Annotated in this window: 2 protein-coding genes; both read left to right on the top strand. The window is 65.2% G+C overall.

From position 1 onward, the window contains the following. Positions 1-126: 126 nt before the first annotated feature. The gene (locus tag NCR38_RS10625) at positions 127-1002 is read left to right on the top strand and encodes a site-specific integrase (protein WP_061121634.1); all 876 of its coding nucleotides are present in this window, start codon (positions 127-129) and stop codon (positions 1000-1002) included. A 21-nt stretch (positions 1003-1023) separates the two neighbouring features. Continuing rightward, positions 1024-2193, top strand: a complete 1170-nt coding sequence (locus tag NCR38_RS10630; RefSeq protein ID WP_213233300.1) for an IS91 family transposase — start codon at positions 1024-1026, stop codon at positions 2191-2193. Positions 2194-2545: the final 352 nt, after the last annotated feature.

Raw genomic sequence — 2545 nt, forward strand, 5'->3', positions numbered from 1 at the left:
CGAGGGACTAAACCGCTCGCGCGGTAGGGGCTACGGTCCGACGCTGGTGGTCAGGGAGAGGCCGGTCACCCGGCTTTATGTTGGCGAATGAGGCAATCCGCCTCGTTCTTCAACAGGAGCCGAATCATGACCTCCTTACCGACAAACGCCAGCCCACTGCGCCAGCGCATGATCGACGATATGCGCATGCGCCAGCTTGCCCCCAAGACGCAGGACATCTACCTGCACATCGTGCGTGAGTTCGCCCGTTTTCTCGGGCGCTCGCCTGACACGGCCACCGTCGAGGACCTGCGCCGCTACCAGCTCTATCTGGTCGACCACGGCACATCGGCCGTGTCGCTGAACCACGCGATCACCGGCCTGAAGTTCTTCTTCAAAGTCACGCTCGACCGGCCCGAGCTGATGGTCAGGATGCAACCGGTGCGCGTGCCCCGCATATTGCCCGTCGTGCTCAGCCCCGACGAAGTGCGGCGGCTCATCGAGGCCGCCGGTAACCTGAAGCACCAAACCGCGCTGTCGGTCGCGTACGGCGCGGGGCTACGCGCCAGCGAAGTGGTGGCGCTGAAGGTCACCGACGTCGACAGCGAGCGCATGACACTGCGTATCGAGCAGGGCAAGGGCCGCCGTGACCGCTACGCGATGCTCTCGCCGGTGCTGCTCGAACGTCTGCGTGTGTGGTGGCGCGTGGCCCGTGCGCAGGGCAAGATGCTCGATGGTGGGTGGCTGTTTCCCGGACTCGATCCGCTCGATCAGTTAAGCACGCGACAGTTGAACCGTGCCATTCATGCCGCCGCCGAGACTGCGAACATCGACAAACGTGTGTCCATGCACACGCTACGCCATAGCTTTGCGACACATCTCCTCGAACAGAAGGTGGATATCCGCGTGATCCAGGTGCTGCTCGGCCATGCAAAGCTCGAGAACACCGCGCTCTACGTCCAGGTGGCCACCGACCTGCTGCACGAGGTCACCAGTCCGCTGGACCGTCTGCCCTCAGAGTAGACCCGCGGGCTGTAACGCCTCATGCTGGAGGTTGCGGACATCTTCCGCAGCCACGGGCCAGCGTGGCGAGCCACGACACACTTGAGCCTGGGGCAGCTGAAGGTCATGTCGGCCATCGAACGGTGCCGCACGGCGGCACTGGGCGGACATGTGCTGCGCTGTTCAGGCTGCACAAGGACCGAGGTGTCCTTCAACTCGTGCCGAGACCGGCATTGCCCGAAGTGCCAGGCCAGCGCCGCACACCGCTGGCTAGAGGCGCGTCAGGCCGATCTGCTACCCGTCGAGTACTTCCACGTCGTCTTCACGCTGCCCGCGCAAATCAGCGCGATCGCCTGGTACAACAAGCGGGTCATCTACGGGCTGCTGTTCGACATCGCCGCCGACACGCTGCGCACGATCGCCGAGGATCCCAGGCATCTCGGCGCCCAGATCGGCGCCACGCTCGTACTGCACACTTGGGGATCGGCGCTCACGCATCACCCGCATGTGCACGGCATCGTCCCCGGTGGCGGGCTGTCGCCTGACGGTGAACGCTGGATCGCCTGCCGGCCCGGCTACTTCCTGCCCGTGCGCGTCCTCTCACGCCTGTTCCGACGCCGCTTCCTCGAGGCACTCCAGTCGGTTCACCACCGTGGCGACCTGCAGTTCTTCGGCGAGTACACCGGGCTCGCCGACCCCGCCACCTTTGCCCGATGGCTTGCGCCCCTACGTACTTGCGAATGGGTGGTCTACGCCAAGCGCCCGTTCGCCGGACCGAAGGCGGTGCTCGAGTACCTCTCACGCTACACGCACCGCGTCGCCATCTCCAACCAGCGCCTGGTCGCCGTCGATGAGCGTGGCGTGACGTTCCGCTGGAAGGACTACCGTGCGAAGGGACGCACCCGCTACAAGACCATGACCCTCGAAACCGGCGAATTCATGCGCCGCTTCCTGCTCCATGTGCTGCCCGGTGGTTTCCATCGGATCCGCCACTTCGGGCTGCTCGCCAACCCGGTGCGCCGCGCCAATCTCGCAAAGGTGCGCGAACTGCTGCACGTCGAACCCGAGATCAGCCCGTCGCCGGACGACGCCATCATCGAAACCCGCCCCGTCTTCATCTGTCGGCACTGCGGCGCACCGATGGTCGTCATCGAAATCCTCGCGCGCAGCGCCCCGATCCGCGCACCGCCAATGCGCCGGGATCCGACATGAACCCCACGGTTCCTCGACCTGCCTGTCGAACGTTGGCTCCGCGGCAACGCGGCCCAAGGATGGAAGCCTGCGCGTGTCGCTACGCGAAGCGCTTTGCCCGGCCGCCTCATCATCGCGAATGCACGACTAAACCACTTCGCTACGGCGTCAGCGTCCCTCCGGCACCCCGCCTGAGCGTGCCGCATCCGGCACCACTGACCATTCCGGTCTATCAATCGCCATAGCCGCGAACCCTCCAACCGCAGTGGGGCACTCCGCGGTTTCCTCCATCGGGCTTATTCGACGCCTGCCGACATGCGCGGCGGCACGCACATTTCTGCGGCCGATGGCAGGCATCGAATAAACCTTAACG

The organism is Caballeronia sp. INML1, from assembly GCF_023631085.1.
GTDB lineage: Bacteria > Pseudomonadota > Gammaproteobacteria > Burkholderiales > Burkholderiaceae > Caballeronia > Caballeronia turbans.

Excerpts from the sequence above, each read along its gene's own strand:
- NCR38_RS10625 (WP_061121634.1), top strand. The coding sequence starts at position 127 with ATGACCTCCTTACCGACAAACGCCAGCCCACTGCGCCAGCGCATGATC.
- NCR38_RS10630 (WP_213233300.1), top strand. The coding sequence starts at position 1,024 with ATGCTGGAGGTTGCGGACATCTTCCGCAGCCACGGGCCAGCGTGGCGA.